Genomic DNA, 14,608 nt, shown 5'->3' with positions numbered 1-14,608 from the left:
GTACACCAGCCGTACGTAGGCGGGTGGCGTCAGCCGGTCGTCCCGGCCGTCGCGGTCTCCGGCGTGTCCTACTGCTCCGTACCGGCCGCGGGGGACTCCCCGGTGCCCGGCGTCTGCGAGGTCTCGCCGGCCGGGGCCTCCGGGGTCTCGGAGCCGGCCGCGTCCGGGGTGGCGCTCGGCGTGGCGGCCGGGGCCTCGGGCTGCGCGCTGGGGCCGAAGCCCTCGTAGTAGCCGGTCGCCGGGACGACGCCGGCGCCGAGGCCGACGTCGCCGGTGCGGCTCAGCTTGAAGACGATCTGCTGGACGTTGCCGTCCTGGGCGGCCTCGCGGCCCTTGTCGATCACGGCGGAGGCGTTGCCCTCGCCGCCGAGGACGACCCGGCCGCCGGCCGGGATCTCGACGGGTCCGCTGCCCTTCGCGGCCTGGAGCTTCACCTGGACGTCGGTGCCGGGCAGCGTGATGCTCTCCAGGACCTCGTCCTCGGTGCCGTCGTTGAACAGCGTCGCGGCGACCACGGCGGGGCCCTCGGCCTCCGGCTCGGCCTGCGTGATCACGTTCACGTTCTGGACCTTGATGGTGCCCACGGAGGTGGCCGCGTTGTCCGGCCTGACCTTGAGCGTCTCGGCGTTGTTGCCCGCCGCGCACGCGGACAGGGAGACGATCGAGAACGCGATGGCAGTGGCGGCGAGGGCGCCGTGTCGAAGGCTGCGGCTCACGGCGGCGGCAACTCCTTGAACGATCGGACTGCGGACTTCGGACGTCGGGCGTGGGGCTGAGGCCCCGTGGACGGCCGGGAAGGGGTGACGTAAAGCCGTCCTAAGGGCGTGTCAGCGGCCTTAGGCTACCGAGCCACCACTCCCGCCCCGCACCCGACCCGCCTCTAGAGACCGTGGCTCTTCCGGGGGAGCGCTTCCCGGCGGCCGGTGCGAGCGGGAGGGGCCGGCGCGGACCGTGGGTAGGGGCGGATGTGTCACGTGCCGTTCACATAATCGCGGTGATCAATTCTTCCGGCCGCGGCGCATTCTCCGTGAAAGGCCTAGTGAGAGGCGTCGCGAGAGGTCTCTTGAGGCGCGGGCCTTGATCAATTTCATGGGGCACGCGCACTTACCTCCGTACGGGTGATCGACGGCCGAACGGAGTACGTAAAGTTCACCATCCGGAACCCGACAAAACGGGACTTTCGCCCTCTTCTGTGAGGCTTCCGGGCCGTGTGACGCGAACGTTTCGTCCCGGTCGCACAGCCGCTCCGACCTGCGAATACCGTCTTCCGGAAGCCTTCCGCAGCACGTCCGTGTCGCTGTTGTCAAGCCCTGAGATATGCCCTGACCTGCGAAAACGCCATTCAGGAGAGGCGATTCTCGTGTTACTCTGGATAGCCACGGAAGGGGTACCTGTCACATGACGTTCAAGGTTGGCGACACCGTGGTCTATCCCCATCACGGGGCCGCGCTGATCGAGGCTATCGAAACTCGCCAGATCAAAGGCGTGGACAAGACCTACTTGGTGCTCAAGGTCGCCCAGGGCGACTTGACGGTTCGTGTGCCGGCGGACAATGCGGAGTTCGTAGGCGTGCGCGACGTGGTCGGGCAGGAGGGGCTGGACCGGGTCTTCGAGGTGCTTCGCGCACCGTATGCCGAAGAGCCGACCAACTGGTCCCGGCGTTACAAGGCAAATCTGGAAAAGCTCGCCTCGGGCGATGTCATCAAGGTCGCTGAAGTCGTGCGTGACCTGTGGCGTCGTGAGCGCGAGCGCGGTCTCTCCGCCGGAGAGAAGCGCATGCTCGCCAAGGCCCGCCAGATCCTGGTGAGCGAGCTCGCTCTCGCGGAGAACACGAACGAGGACAAGGCCGAAGCCCTCCTCGACGAGGTCCTCGCGTCCTGAACCGGATCGCACCGGTTGTGAGAATGTGCCGCGGTGCCCGCTGACCAGCCGTTTGTACGGTGTGTCGTCGGGCGCTGCGGCATGTCCGGACCCGGAACGAGATCCTGACGTCGCTGGAGCTGGACGAGAACCTGACGTCACGAGAGCCGGACGTCACTCGTGACACCCGACACCCGCTGATCGCCGCCGCGACCCCGCTCCACGCTCCACCGGGTGTCACGGAAGGGGCCCGGTCAAGCTTGAGGGCGTCGCGCCCGGCTTGCTGGGCCCCTACCCACGTCGCCCGTGGAAACAAACCTGCCGAACCTTCGGACCTTCGGAGCGCAATCGATGACATCGACGCCACCCCCGCCCGGTCGGCCGCGCCCGCCGCGCACCGCAGCGGTCATCCCGGCGGCCGGGCGGGGCATACGGCTCGGACCGGGCGCCCCCAAGGCCCTCCGGTCGCTCGGCGGCACGCCCATGCTCATCCACGCCGTACGCGCCTTGGCGGCCTCCCGGACCGTCTCCCTCGTCGTGGTCGTCGCCCCGCCGGACGGCGCGGCCGAGGTCAAGCACCTCCTCGACGAGCACGCCCTGCCCGAGCGCACCGACTACCTGGTCGTGCCCGGCGGCGACACCCGCCAGGAGTCCGTGGGCCTCGGACTCGACGCGCTGCCCGAGGACATCTCCGTCGTCCTGGTCCACGACGCCGCCCGCCCGCTGGTGCCGGTCGACACGGTGGACGCGGTCGTCGAGGCCGTACGGAACGGGGCGCCGGCCGTCGTTCCCGCGCTGCCGCTCACCGACACCGTCAAGGAGGTCGGGCCCGCCGAGGTGGCCGGCGAGCCGGAACCGGTGCTCTCCACCCCCGTACGGGCCAGGCTGCGCGCGGTCCAGACCCCGCAGGGCTTCGACCGGGACACGCTCGTACGGGCCCACGCCGAGGTCGCACTCGACGGCGAGGGCGCCACCGACGACGCGGGCATGGTCGAACGCCTCGGCAAGCCGGTCGTCGTCGTACCCGGCCACGAGGAGGCGTTCAAGGTGACCCGGCCGCTCGACCTGGTGCTGGCCGAAGCGGTACTCGCCCGCAGGAGGGCCAACGATGGCTTCTGAGACCCCCGGCGCACCCCCCGCCGCGGCCCCCGGCGCCCCCGTCATCCCGCTCGTCGGGATCGGCACCGACATCCACGCCTTCGAGGAGGGCCGCGAGCTCTGGTGCGCGGGCCTGAAGTGGGAGGGCGAGGGCCCCGGCCTGGCCGGCCACTCCGACGCCGACGTCGTCGCGCACGCCGCCTGCAACGCGCTCTTCTCCGCCGCCGGCCTCGGCGACCTCGGGCAGCACTTCGGCACCGGCCGCCCCGAGTGGTCCGGCGCCGCCGGCGTGACCCTGCTCACCGAGGCCGCCCGGATCGTCCGCGCCGAGGGGTACGAGATCGGGAACGTCGCCGTCCAGGTCGTCGGCGTACGCCCGAAGATCGGCAAGCGGCGCGACGAGGCGCAGAAGGTGCTGTCCGCCGCGGTGGGCGCCCCGGTCTCGCTCTCCGCCGCCACCTCGGACGGCCTCGGCTTCACCGGCCGCGGCGAGGGGCTCGCGGGGATCGCGACAGCGCTGGTGTACCGGGCGCGCTGACGCACGCCGGCGCCGCCACACCGCCGCCGTCAGGCCGTACGGGACGCTTTGTCACCCGTACGGCCCAACGGCGTCGACAAGTAGGGCGACGCGGGAAGGAAACAGAGAGTCCGCGAGGTTGGGGGGTAGGAGAACTTGAACCACGCCGGCCACCAGGAGGACGTACGTCATGACCGCCGCACTCTCCACCGAGCTCAAGAACCTTCTCGACACCCCGGTCTTCGTCAACATCGCCACCATCCAGCCGGACGGCAGTCCGCAGGTCTCCCCGGTCTGGGTGAAGCGCGACGGCGACGACGTCCTGATCTCCACCACGGTCGGCCGCCGCAAGGAGAAGAACCTCCGCCGCGACCCGCGCGTCACCGTCGTCGTCCAGCCGGCCGACAACCCCTACTCCTACGCCGAGATCCGGGGGCAGGCGGAGCTGACCACGGAGGGCGGCCAGGAGCTGATCGACGAGCTGTCGGTGAAGTACACCGGCAAGCCGTACGGGGAGTTCAACCCGAACTCCGGCCAGGACGACCCCCGGGTCGTGGTCCGGATCACGCCGCGCAAGGTCGTCGGCAGCATCTGAGCGCATCCGCCGGCCCGAAAGGGCCGGCGAAAGCCCCGGGCGCGCCCCGGAACAAGCTCCCAACGCCCCCGGAGCGCCCCGAAAGAGCCGCCCCGCGCCCCTTGCCGAGCCGCTCGGACCAGCCGGTATCAGAAAGTTGTCCCCGCGATCGTCCAAGGGTCGCGGGGCACTGGTGTCGGCCTACTACCCTTGAGTCGTGACTATTCGCCTGCACGACACCAGCGCCCGGCAGATCCGTGACTTCGTCCCGCTCACGCCGGGCTGCGTCTCGATCTACCTCTGCGGCGCTACCGTCCAGGCGGCACCGCACATCGGGCACATCCGTTCCGGGCTGAACTTCGACATCATGCGCCGCTGGTTCGCCTACCGCGGCTACGACGTGACGTTCATCCGGAACGTCACCGACATCGACGACAAGATCATCAGGAAGTCGGCCGAGCAGGGCCGCCCCTGGTGGTCGATCGGGTACGAGAACGAGCGCGCGTTCAACGACGGCTACGACGCGCTGGGCTGCCTGCCGCCCACCTACGAGCCCCGTGCCACCGGCCACATCACCGAGATGATCGAGATGATGCGCGGCCTCATCGAGCGCGGCCACGCCTACGAGGCCGACGGCAACGTCTACTTCGACGTCCGGTCCCTCCCCGGCTACCTCTCCCTCTCCAACCAGGAGCTGGACGATCTGCGCCAGCCCTCCGGCGAGGGCGAGACCGGCAAGCGCGACCAGCGGGACTTCGCCATGTGGAAGGCGGCCAAGGAGGGCGAGCCCAGTTGGGAGACCCCCTGGGGCCGCGGCCGCCCCGGCTGGCACCTGGAGTGCTCGGCCATGGCCCACAAGTACCTGGGCTCGGCCTTCGACATCCACGGCGGCGGCATCGACCTGATCTTCCCGCACCACGAGAACGAGATCGCCCAGGCCAAGGCGTACGGCGACGAGTTCGCCGACTACTGGGTGCACAACGCCTGGGTCACCATGGCCGGCGAGAAGATGTCCAAGTCGCTCGGCAACTCCGTCCTCGTCAGCGAGATGGTCAAGCACTGGCGCCCCATCGTCCTGCGCTACTACCTGGGCACTCCGCACTACCGCTCGATGATCGAGTACAGCGAGGAGTCCCTGCGCGAGGCCGAGTCCGCGTTCGCGCGGATCGAGGGCTTCGTCCAGCGCGTCACCGAGAAGGCCGGGGAGACCGTCGCCCCCGCCGCCGAGGTGCCGCCCGCCTTCGCCGAGGCGATGGACGAGGACCTGGGCGTGCCGCAGGCCCTCGCGATCGTCCACACCACGGTCCGCCAGGGCAACAGCGCGCTCGCCGCCGACGACAAGGAAGCCGCCGTCGCCCGTCTCGCCGAGGTCCGGGCCATGCTCGGCGTCCTCGGACTCGACCCGCTGGACGAGCACTGGGCGGGCGAGGGCGACCGGGGCGAGGATCTGCACGGCGTCGTCGACACCCTCGTACGCCTGGTCCTCGACCAGCGGCAGTCGGCCCGCGCCCGCAAGGACTGGGCCGCCGCCGACGCCATCCGCGACCAGCTCAACCAGTCCGGACTCGTCATCGAGGACAGCGCCAGCGGTCCCCGGTGGACACTGGGACCGCGCTGAGCCGCACCCTTGTGAACAGCACAGTTGTGCCGCCCGGCGATCCGGGCGGCACACTTGTCCTCATACGTACGCACGTCTGAAAGCAACGAAACAGGTAGGTCATGGCCGGGAACAGCCAGCGCAGGAACCGCCGCACGTCCAACAAGAAGGGCATGCAGGTCGGCAGCGGTGGTCAGCGACGCCGTGGTCTCGAAGGCAAGGGACCGACGCCGCCCGCCTCCGCCCGCAAGGGACACAAGAAGAACCGGGTCGCCAACGCCCAGGCCAAGCAGGCAGCCGCCCGCCGCCCCGCGCCCCGGCGCGGCGGTGTGAAGGGCACCTCGGAGATGGTCGTCGGCCGCAACCCGGTCTACGAGGCCCTGCGCGACGGTGTGCCCGCCGTCACCCTGTACGTCCAGCAGTACATCGACAACGACGAGCGCGTCCGCGACGTGCTCAAGCTCGCGGGCGACCGCGGCACCATCAACCTGATGGAGGCCCCGCGCCCCGAGCTGGACCGGATGACGAACGGCCTGAACCACCAGGGCCTCGTCCTCCAGGTCCCGCCGTACGAGTACGCGCACCCGGACGACCTGCTCGTCGCCGCGCAGGACAACCACGAGGACCCGCTGATCGTCGCCCTCGACGGCGTCACCGACCCGCGCAACCTCGGCGCGATCGTCCGCTCGGTCTCCGCGTTCGGCGGCCACGGCGTCGTCGTCCCCGAGCGCCGCGCGGCCGGCATGACCGCCGGCGCGTGGAAGTCCTCGGCCGGCACCGCGGCCCGCACCCCGGTCTCCCGGGTCACCAACCTGACCCGCGCCCTGGAGGGCTACCAGAAGGCGGGCCTCACGGTCGTCGGCCTCGCCGCCGACGGCGAGCACACGGTCGAGGACCTTCAGGAGCTGGCCGGCCCGGTCGTCATCGTCATCGGCAGCGAGGGCAAGGGCCTCGGCCGCCTCGTCGGCGAGACCTGCGACTACCGCGTCCGGATCTCCATGCCGGGCGGCGCCGAATCGCTCAACGCCGGTGTCGCGGCGGGCATCGTGCTGTACGAGGTGGCGCGCCGCCGCGGCTAGCGGAACCGGACGTCCGTACGGCGTTCGCGCGAAGACCACCTCGGCAACGGGCCCGCCCGCTCACCGAGTTGACGCGCGAACGCCGAACAGATTTCCAGGATGCCCGAGTTTGGCCGGATCTTGACGGGTCTCGGACACATCGGGCCTGTCAAGGCAGTGTCCTAACCACCCGTCACTCGGTTAGATGAGTGTGGACACCAGAACGCCTCGGTTCGACGAGCAACCCGCCCTGAGCATGACCAAGGTGGACAGCGACCCCGCGCAGGTCATCGTCAACCACGCCAGCTTCCGGGTGCAGCTCGCCCCGGGTCAGCGCGCACGGCTGCGCGGTCTCGCGGACACCGCCCGCATCCCCGCCATGAGCGGTGCCGGAGCCGGCGGCGGCCGCAGGCGGGCACCGGTCGTCTGGAGCGGCAGATCGGCCCCGGGCGACCCCGGCGCCACCGGCCTCCTCCAGGCCGTACGCAACTCCACCGCGGGCCACCTCGACACCGCGCTCACCGCCGGAGCCGCGGACGGCCTCGCGGCGGGCGCGACCCAGGTCATCCCGCTCCTGGAGGAGACCCAGCCCAACCCCGTACTGACCGCCCCGCAGCAGCCCGGACGCACCGGCCCGCTCCTGCCGCCCATGCGCCAGGCCGTCGGCGCGTACGACTCCTTCGACGACGCGCCGGCCCCCACCGTCACCGGAGCCGGCCCCGACGGTGACGACGACGGCTACGAGGAGAGCACCGAGGCCCGCGCCCGCCGCCACGGCAACGACCCCGTCCGCCACGCCTACTACCCCGGCCACCGGATGAACCTCGGCGTCGTCCTGCTCCCCATGCGGGTCCTCCTCGGCTTCATCTCCATCTACGCCGGCATGGGCAAGCTCTGCGACCCCGTCTACTTCGACGGCGGCGAGCGCGGCTCCATGGTCAAGTGGCTCACCTCGCTGCACCCCTGGGCGCTCGCCGAACCGCTCCGCGACTTCGCGCTCTCCCACCCGGTCGGCGCCGGACTGACCGTCGCCTTCCTCCAGGTCGTCGTCGGCGTCCTGACCGTCCTCGGCCTCTGGCAGCGCGTCGCCGCCTCCGTCGGCGCCCTGCTCTCCGCCGCCCTCCTGGTGACCGTCAGCTGGCGCACGGTCGCCGTGTACGACGCGCCCGACATCATCCTGCTGGCCGCCTGGAGCCCGCTGATCATCGCGGGCGCCCCCGTCTACTCCGTCGACGGACGGCTCGCCGGAGAGGCCTGGCGCACGCTCGGACCGCGCTCCGAGATCTGGGACCTGCGCCGCCGCGTCCTGCGCCGCGGAGGCGTCGTCGCCTCCGTCGTCATCGGCCTCACCCTCCTCATCGGCTCCATCCTCGGCGGCGCCGTCCGCTCGGCCGAGGTCGTCACCGTCCCCGGCCGCAATGACTACCCCACCAACCAGCTCCCCGGCCAGCCGCTCCCCCAGGAGTCCACCGGCGAACGCCAGGCCTCCCGTACGCCCGAGGGCCAGGAGCGCACCCCCGAGCCCACCAGCTCCGGCGCCCCCACCACCCCCGCCACCGGCGGCCAGGCCACCACCCCCGACGCCACCCGCGAATCCGGCGGCGGCCAGAGCGCCGGCACCGGCAACGACACCCAGCCCAGCCAGACCCAGGGCACCGGCCAGGAACCCCCGCCCCAGACCACCCCCCAGCAGCCCCCCGCGGCCACCAGCGCCGGACCCACCTCCTCCGGCTCCACCGGCGGTGACGGCTCCACCGGCGGCGGCGCCGAACCCGAGGCCCCGCCCGCCACCGGCGGCGAAGGCGCCGACCCGGGCGGCTCCACCGGCGGCGGTCGCAACCCCATCGGCGGCCTCCTCGGCTGACCGCAGCGGCACACGGCGAAAGGGGCGGCCCCCACCCGGGCATCGGGTGGGGGCTGCCCCTCTTCGACGTGCGCAGGCGTCAGCCGCCGCCCTGCGCGCCCAGCTCGCGCGCCGCCTCTGTCAGGTCCTTCGCCGTGTCGATCGCCCGCCAGTACGCCCCATGAGGCAGCGGATACCCCGCCAGCCGCCGCTCCCGGGCCAGCCGCGGGAAGGTCGTCCGCTCATGGTCACCCTGGTCCGGCAGCATCCCCGTGAAGGCCGGCGAGAACACGTACACACCCGCGTTGATCAGATACGGCGAAGGCGGCGACTCGATGAAGTCCGTGATGTGCCCGAACGCGTCCGTCTCCACCGCACCCCACGGAATCCGGGGCCGGGCGAGAGCCAGCGTGGCGGTGGCGTCGCGCTCCGCGTGGAACGCGGCCATCTCGCGCAACGAGAAGCGCGTCCAGATGTCGCCGTTCGTCGCGTACCAGGGCTGCTCCGGATAGGGCAGCCGCTGCGCCGCGTACTTCAGCCCACCGCCACGGCCCAGCGGCTCCTTCTCCACCACCGTCGTGACCCGCAGCGGCAGCACGGCGGACTCCAGCCACTGCTGGAGCACCTCGGCGAGGTGGCCGCAGGAGACCACGGCATCGGTCACGCCCTCGGCGGCCAGCCAGGACAGCTGATGGCCGATGATCGGAGTCCCGGTCCCCGGGATCTCCACCATCGGCTTGGGACGGTCATCGGTGTACGGCCGCAGCCGCGATCCCTGGCCACCGGCGAGGATCACGGCCTGCGTCGGATACGTATGCATGGCACGCACGATATGCGGTGCGGGCGCGCAGAAGCCGCCGTTGCCCGACTACGGCCGGGCGACGGCAGCTCCTGTACGGGGGAGTGGCTCAGCTGAACTGAGCGACCCCGGAGGCGAACGAGGTGTCGCAGACGGGACGGGAGAAGCGCTGCGCGCGCGACGGGCCGTACTGCTCGACCGCGGCCTTGCCGAGTGCCTTCGCGATCGACATGCAGTGGCGTGCGAGCGAGGGGCGCTGCTCGACGGCGCGCTGGAGGCCCGTCAGCGCGGTGCCCGGGTCCTTCTCCTGGAGCTCGACGAGCAGCTTGTCGCGCAGGATGTCCTGGGCGGCGCGGGGCTTCGCGGGCTTGGACACGGTCTCCGAGGAGGCGGCCAGCAGCGTGGAGTCTTTGTCCGATCCCGCCCACGGAACACTGCTGACCGCGAGGGTCCCGGAGAGCACCATGACGACGGGCAGGACGAGGGCGAAGGATCGGCCGATGCGCCGAGCGGTGTGGGTCACGCAGCGAGCGTAGCGGTCGGTGGTGGTGTGATGACATTTCGTCACCCCTCCGGGGGATGGTTCGACGCGTCCTTTCGAATGCCAAGTTGACGAAGCAGGGGGAAATGCCCTGTGTGCCGGGGTATTTGATGCGGCTCGGCACTGAAACCTCAACACGCTCCCGAGCACGCAAACGGCCCCGCGCCCCCGGGAAGGGGAGGCGGGGCCGACAAGCCTGACGGGGTCAGTTGGTGAGGCGTTCACCGGTCGAGGTGGCGAAGACGTGCAGCTCGTCCGGGCGCGGCACGACGTGCAGCTCGGTGCCCTTCTCCGGCACGGCACGGCCGCCGACACGGACGACCAGGTCCTTGTGCTCGCCGCCGACCTGCGCGGCACCGTAGACGAACCCGTCGGCGCCGAGCTCCTCGACGACGTTCACGGAGACCGCGAGACCGGCCGGCGCGTCCGAGGAGTCCTTGGTCAGGGCCTTCGCGGCGGCGCCGCCGTGCTCGACGATGTCGAAGTGCTCGGGGCGGATGCCGACCGTGACGGTCGTGTCACCGCGGTCCGCGGCGGCGGACAGCGCCTCACGGGAGACCGGGACGACGCTGTTGCCGAACTTCACGCCACCGTCGGTGATCGGGACCTCGACCAGGTTCATCGCGGGGGAGCCGATGAAGCCGGCGACGAAGAGGTTGGCCGGCCGGTCGTACATGTTGCGCGGCGAGTCGACCTGCTGGAGCAGCCCGTCCTTCAGCACCGCGACCCGGTCGCCCATGGTGAGGGCCTCGACCTGGTCGTGGGTGACGTACACGGTGGTGATGCCGAGGCGGCGCTGGAGCGAGGCGATCTGCGTACGGGTGGAGACACGGAGCTTGGCGTCGAGGTTCGACAGCGGCTCGTCCATGAGGAAGACCTGCGGCTCCCGCACGATGGCCCGGCCCATCGCCACACGCTGCCGCTGACCACCGGAGAGCGCCTTCGGCTTGCGGTCCAGGTAGTCGGTGAGGTCCAGCATCTTGGCGGCCTCTTCGACCTTCGCCCGGATGTCGGTCTTGTTCACACCGGCGATCTTCAGCGCAAAGCCCATGTTGTCCGCGACGGACATGTGCGGGTAGAGCGCGTAGTTCTGGAACACCATGGCGATGTCCCGGTCCTTCGGCGGCAGGTGCGTGACATCGCGGTCACCGATGCGGATGGCACCGCCGTTGACGTCCTCAAGACCCGCGAGCATGCGAAGGGAGGTCGACTTGCCACAACCGGAAGGACCGACGAGGACGAGGAACTCACCGTCCGCGATGTCGATCTCGAGCTGGTCCACAGCCGGCTTCGTGGAGCCGGGGTAGACGCGGGACGCCTTGTCGAACGTGACACTGGCCATGCTGAATCTTCTCCTCCACCGGCAGGAACGTGCCGGACGATCCGAGTAGGGAGTGGTCTGGTCCACTTGAGTGGACCTGCCGTGACGCTACCTGGCGTTTCCCGATCTGTCAGTAGCTCACGGCACAGGGAAATCACGGACGGGCCGGGTGCGCGGTTGGATACACTGCTCCGGCACGCCTCCTTAGCTCAGCTGGCCAGAGCAACGCACTTGTAATGCGTAGGTCGTCGGTTCGAATCCGACAGGGGGCCCGGTGGGAAGCCCAGGTCAGATCCATTCTGACCTGGGCTTTCTTGCTTCTTCCCGACGGTGCTCGATGGTTCTAGGCCGAGCTCTTGGCGCCGATCGTCAGCTCGACCTCGCCTGATGCCGTTGCCGTGAACTCGCGGACGGTCCAGGTGTGGGCCGCGATGGCTGTGCCCGCGCCTGTTGTGTACGCCGGGACGTTGAGCACAGGGGGTTCCGTGTGCAGTTCCGCGTCCGTGGCCGCTCCGTCGGGGAAGCGGAGGTAGAGATCGAGCCGGTGCGGGGCCGTGGCGAAGGCGGTGGGGTCGGGGAGGTCCTGGAGGTGGCAGCGGGCGCCTGGGAAGAGGTGGGTGTGGCTGCAGATCGCCAGGAATGTGGTGGCGTCGTTCGGGTCCATGCGGGGGCTCCCGGAGTGGGTGGTGGGGTGGCGGTACGGCAGTGTCCGGTTCTGCCTACAGGGTCCGGTCAGCCGGGGCCGGCCGCACGCCGTGTCGTGCGGCCGCTCTCCGTGGACTCCGCGACCTCCCACAGGGTCAGGCAGTGGCCGGGCGTTCGTCGGCCGGGCGGCAGAGGTCCTCCACCACCCGGCGCGGTGGCAGCGTCGTACCCGTGAGGCAGCGGTACCAGGAGGGCCTGCTGTAGGTGGTCCGCTCCGCCAGGCCGGCCAGGCTCAGGCCGGTGCGGTCCTGCGGTTCGCGCGGGGCCGCCGCGAGGCAGGTGCGTTCCGGGGGCGGTGTTCCGGGTGCGGGTGCGGGTGCGGATGCGCGTGTGCATGTGCGACGCCGTTGCCGGACCGCGGCGGCGATCTCGTGCGGTGCGGGCAGCCGCGCCGGATCCTCTCCGGCGATCGGGGCCATGGCGTCCACGGCGTCGTGCGGCGGCAGGGTCCTGCCGCCGAGATACCGCTCCCGCGACGTCGTGCTGTACCCCGTCTTCGCGTCCGGGGTCCCGGTCGGGGGCCCCGGGCATCTGCCGGAGCGAACACGTTCTTCGGGAGGAGGCGGTTCCCGTTCGTGAACTCTTTTGCTCAAGCCCCCTGATGGGCCCGTGTCGGTGCGGTGGCGGGCGCGGGCGGTTCGAGCGGCGGCCTCGCCGTTCGTACGGGGATGAGCGCGGCCACCGCCGCCGCTGCCAGGCCCACACCGCAGCCGATCAGCATCGCCGCGCGGAAGCCGTTCTCCGAGGCGAGCGGGAAGCCGCCGAAGTCGGTCGTCATGCGGGCCAGGACCACGCCGATGACGGCCGCGGCGAACGATGTGCCGATGGAGCGCATCAGGGCGTTGAAGCTGTTGGCGGAGGCGGTCTCTGACGGGGGGACCGCGCTCATGATGAGGGCCGGCATGGCTCCGTACGCGAAGCCGACGCCCGAGTTGCAGACGAGGGTGACCAGCAGCAGGCTCCACGGGGAGCCGGAGCCGATCAGGGGGACGGAGAGGCCGTAGCCGGCGGCGATGAGGAGGCTGCCGACGGTCAGGGTGACCTTGGGGCCCTTGGCGGCGGAGAGCTTCGCGCCGAGCGGGGACATCGCCATCATCATCAGTCCGGCCGGGGCCATCCACAGGCCCATCGCCAGCATCGACCGGCCCAGGCCGTAGCCCGTCGCCTCGGGGAGCTGGAGCAGCTGGGGGACGACGAGGGACTGCGCGTACATCGCGAAGCCGACCAGGACCGAGGCCGTGTTCGTCATCAGGACCTGCGGGCGGGCGGTCACGCGGAGGTCGACGAGCGGGTCGCGCAGACGGAGTTCCCACCAGCCCCAGGCGGGCAGGAGGACGAGCGCGGTGGCGAAGAGGGTGAGCGTCGTGGCGCTGCCCCAGCCCCAGTCGGCGCCCTTGGAGACGGCGAGGAGGAGGGCGATCAGTGCGGCGCCGAGGCCGATGGCGCCGGGCAGGTCGAAGCCGCCGCGCCCGGCGGCGGGGCGGTCCGCCGGGACCAGGGCGGCGATCAGTGCGCCGACCGCGAGGGCCAGTACGGCGACGACCCAGAACAGCACCCGCCAGCTGGTGTTCTCCGCGATCGCGGCGGCGAACGGCAGGCCCAGCGCGCCGCCCACGCCCATCGACGCGCTCATGACCGCGATGGACGGGCCGAGCTTCTCCGCCGGGACGACGTCCCGCAGCAGGCTGATGCCGAGCGGCACCACGCCCATGCCGAGGCCCTGGAGGCCGCGTCCGGCGATCATCGGGATGACGGAGGAGGACAGTGCGCAGACCGCCGAGCCGAGGACCAGCGGTACGAGGGAGACGAGCAGCATCCGCCGCTTGCCGTACATGTCGCCGAGCCGTCCGGCGACGGGCGTGGAGACGGCCGCGGCCAGCAGGGTGGCGGTGATGACCCAGGAGGCGTTGGACGCGGAGGTGTCGAGCAGGGTCGGCAGCTGCGCGATCAGCGGCACCACCAGCGTCTGTGTGAGCGCCGCCACGATGCCGGCGAAGGCCAGGATGCCGACGATGGAGCCGGGGTGGGCGGTGGGTGCCCCCGGGGAGGCTGGTGCGTGCGGTGGACTCTCCACGGGGTGTCTCCGTTCTCGGCCCTCGCGCGTTTCGGTCGGGCTGTTCGGTTATGCAAGATACATGGAATGTGCATCATGCACAGCTTGTGTAGCGTGCATATTCATCGTGATATACCTGTACGCGTGGACATGCACCTCGACCGGATCGAACGCGAGACCATGCTGCTCGGCCGGTACATGCACCTGCTCACCCCGCGTGTGGAGTGGCGGCTCGACCGCAGCGCCTACATCCTGCTCAGCCGGATCGAGGTGGAAGGCCCCATGTCCATCAGCCAGCTCGGCGAGGCCTTCGGTCTGGACGCCTCCACCCTCAACCGGCAGACCGCCGCGATGCTCCGCGCCGGTGTCGTCGAGCGCATCCCGGATCCCGACGGGGGCATCGCCCGTAAGTTCGCCATCACCGACGAGGGTGCGCGCCGGCTCGACAGCGACCGTGAGCGGAACGTGGCGGGGCTGGCGAAGGTCATGGCCGACTGGACGCCCGAGGAGGCCGAGCAGCTCGCCGCCTCGCTCAGCCGGCTGAACCTCTCCATCGAGCGTCTCGACGGGCGGCCCTGGCCGCGCGACTGAGCCTGCGCTGGTGTACTGGACGTACCGGACCCGGACAGGGATGGGGATGGA

At 71.1% G+C, this 14,608-nt stretch carries 15 protein-coding genes and 1 tRNA gene; 9 read left to right on the top strand and 7 right to left on the bottom strand.

The genetic code is table 11. From position 1 onward, the window contains the following. Window positions 1-68: 68 nt before the first annotated feature. The gene (locus ACIRR8_RS30555) at window positions 69-716 is read right to left on the bottom strand and encodes a DUF461 domain-containing protein (protein ID WP_404070920.1); all 648 of its coding nucleotides are present in this window, start codon (window positions 714-716) and stop codon (window positions 69-71) included. A 682-nt stretch (window positions 717-1,398) separates the two neighbouring features. Here ACIRR8_RS30555 and ACIRR8_RS30550 point away from each other — a divergent pair. From ACIRR8_RS30550 to ACIRR8_RS30520, 7 genes are all read left to right on the top strand, one after another. Next, on the top strand, window positions 1,399-1,881 hold the full coding sequence (locus tag ACIRR8_RS30550; protein WP_006380568.1) for a CarD family transcriptional regulator: 483 nt from the start codon (window positions 1,399-1,401) through the stop codon (window positions 1,879-1,881). Between the two features lie 330 nt (window positions 1,882-2,211). After that, window positions 2,212-2,979, top strand: a complete 768-nt coding sequence (gene ispD / locus ACIRR8_RS30545; RefSeq protein WP_404070918.1) for a 2-C-methyl-D-erythritol 4-phosphate cytidylyltransferase — start codon at window positions 2,212-2,214, stop codon at window positions 2,977-2,979. Continuing rightward, window positions 2,969-3,496, top strand: a complete 528-nt coding sequence (gene ispF / locus ACIRR8_RS30540) for a 2-C-methyl-D-erythritol 2,4-cyclodiphosphate synthase (RefSeq protein ID WP_404070916.1) — start codon at window positions 2,969-2,971, stop codon at window positions 3,494-3,496. Before ispD ends, ispF begins: the two co-directional genes overlap by 11 nt. 169 nt (window positions 3,497-3,665) lie before the next feature. Next, window positions 3,666-4,070: a PPOX class F420-dependent oxidoreductase gene (locus tag ACIRR8_RS30535; RefSeq protein WP_161268705.1), complete on the top strand. Its 405-nt coding sequence runs from the start codon at window positions 3,666-3,668 to the stop codon at window positions 4,068-4,070. A gap of 196 nt (window positions 4,071-4,266) precedes the next feature. After that, on the top strand, window positions 4,267-5,667 hold the full coding sequence (gene cysS, locus ACIRR8_RS30530) for a cysteine--tRNA ligase (protein ID WP_404070914.1): 1,401 nt from the start codon (window positions 4,267-4,269) through the stop codon (window positions 5,665-5,667). Window positions 5,668-5,768: 101 nt separating this feature from the next. Then, on the top strand, window positions 5,769-6,725 hold the full coding sequence (gene rlmB / locus ACIRR8_RS30525) for a 23S rRNA (guanosine(2251)-2'-O)-methyltransferase RlmB (RefSeq protein WP_404070912.1): 957 nt from the start codon (window positions 5,769-5,771) through the stop codon (window positions 6,723-6,725). Between the two features lie 184 nt (window positions 6,726-6,909). Continuing rightward, window positions 6,910-8,568 carry a DoxX family membrane protein gene (locus ACIRR8_RS30520; protein ID WP_404070910.1) on the top strand — a complete coding sequence of 553 codons (1,659 nt, stop codon included), beginning with the start codon at window positions 6,910-6,912 and terminating at the stop codon, window positions 8,566-8,568. A 79-nt stretch (window positions 8,569-8,647) separates the two neighbouring features. On the opposite strand, the gene ACIRR8_RS30515 is transcribed toward ACIRR8_RS30520, so the two are convergent. From ACIRR8_RS30515 to ACIRR8_RS30505, 3 genes are all read right to left on the bottom strand, one after another. Further along, on the bottom strand, window positions 8,648-9,367 hold the full coding sequence (locus tag ACIRR8_RS30515; protein WP_404070908.1) for an NDP-sugar synthase: 720 nt from the start codon (window positions 9,365-9,367) through the stop codon (window positions 8,648-8,650). A gap of 88 nt (window positions 9,368-9,455) precedes the next feature. Further along, complete coding sequence (locus ACIRR8_RS30510; RefSeq protein WP_404070906.1) at window positions 9,456-9,869, bottom strand: hypothetical protein; 414 nt, start codon at window positions 9,867-9,869, stop codon at window positions 9,456-9,458. Window positions 9,870-10,092: 223 nt separating this feature from the next. Continuing rightward, window positions 10,093-11,229, bottom strand: a complete 1,137-nt coding sequence (locus tag ACIRR8_RS30505; RefSeq protein ID WP_398725574.1) for an ABC transporter ATP-binding protein — start codon at window positions 11,227-11,229, stop codon at window positions 10,093-10,095. A 177-nt stretch (window positions 11,230-11,406) separates the two neighbouring features. Between ACIRR8_RS30505 and ACIRR8_RS30500 the strand changes: the two genes are divergently transcribed. Further along, window positions 11,407-11,480: transfer RNA gene (locus ACIRR8_RS30500), tRNA-Thr, on the top strand. A 71-nt stretch (window positions 11,481-11,551) separates the two neighbouring features. On the opposite strand, the gene ACIRR8_RS30495 is transcribed toward ACIRR8_RS30500, so the two are convergent. The 3 genes from ACIRR8_RS30495 to ACIRR8_RS30485 form a co-directional block, all read right to left on the bottom strand. Further along, entirely contained in the window at window positions 11,552-11,872 is a 321-nt protein-coding gene (locus ACIRR8_RS30495; protein ID WP_404070904.1) for a hypothetical protein, read from the bottom strand. Between the two features lie 136 nt (window positions 11,873-12,008). Next, a complete protein-coding gene (locus ACIRR8_RS30490) occupies window positions 12,009-12,332 on the bottom strand; it encodes a helix-turn-helix domain-containing protein (RefSeq protein ID WP_404070902.1) in 324 nt (107 codons plus the stop codon). 170 nt (window positions 12,333-12,502) lie between these two features. Next, window positions 12,503-13,987 (bottom strand): MFS transporter, encoded by a 1,485-nt coding sequence (locus ACIRR8_RS30485; RefSeq protein ID WP_404070900.1) that lies wholly within the window; start codon window positions 13,985-13,987, stop codon window positions 12,503-12,505. A 123-nt stretch (window positions 13,988-14,110) separates the two neighbouring features. On the opposite strand from ACIRR8_RS30485, the gene ACIRR8_RS30480 reads away from it, so the two are divergent. Next, the gene (locus ACIRR8_RS30480; RefSeq protein WP_404070898.1) at window positions 14,111-14,557 is read left to right on the top strand and encodes a MarR family winged helix-turn-helix transcriptional regulator; all 447 of its coding nucleotides are present in this window, start codon (window positions 14,111-14,113) and stop codon (window positions 14,555-14,557) included. The last annotated feature ends 51 nt before the right edge of the window (window positions 14,558-14,608 follow it).

The organism is Streptomyces sp. NPDC101178 (assembly GCF_044767965.1).
Classification (GTDB): Bacteria; Actinomycetota; Actinomycetes; order Streptomycetales; family Streptomycetaceae; genus Streptomyces.
This window is presented reverse-complemented; position numbering and strand designations above follow the sequence as displayed.